Source organism: Shewanella litoralis (genome assembly GCF_009828585.1).
GTDB lineage: Bacteria > Pseudomonadota > Gammaproteobacteria > Enterobacterales > Shewanellaceae > Shewanella > Shewanella litoralis.
Genome location: NZ_WSRZ01000085.1, coordinates 1 through 527, shown reverse-complemented (window position 1 = coordinate 527; position 527 = coordinate 1). Strand labels below are relative to the sequence as shown.

At 43.8% G+C, this 527-nt stretch carries 1 protein-coding gene; it reads left to right on the top strand.

The genetic code is table 11. The features are described from left to right. The coding region (locus GQA99_RS20225; RefSeq protein ID WP_160057008.1) for an ISAs1 family transposase at positions 1-527 on the top strand (527 nt) is incomplete at both ends.

The window sequence follows — 527 nt, the reverse complement described above, 5'->3', positions numbered from 1 at the left end:
ATTCATATGGTGAATGCGTTTGCATGTAAAAACAAACTCGTTCTTGGGCAAGTCAAGACCTCTGAAAAGTCCAATGAAATCACAGCAATCCCAGAGCTAATAAAGCTTCTGGATATTGAAGGTGCTTTGGTTTCGATTGATGCCATGGGCTGCCAGGTTAGCATTGCAGAGCACATTGTCGAGCAAGGTGGCGATTACTTATTTACGCTAAAAAGTAATCAGGGCAATCTACATAAAGCGGTAGAAACAGCTTTTTCTGAGACACGTAAAGCCCCGCTAGGAGGCTTAAGCTTTGAGCAAAAACATGGTCGTATCGAAGCGCGAGTTTACCATGTCTTAAGTGCCAAAGAGTTTACAGAAGAATTCTCACAATGGCCTCAATTACAAACACTTGGCATGAGTATGAGCTTTCGTCAGCAAAAAGGAAAAGCGCCTGAGCTAATGTATCGTTACCATATCAGTTCCGCTGAACTGACAGAGCTGCAACTCGCTGAAGCGGTGCGTGCTCATTGGGCTGTAGAAAATAG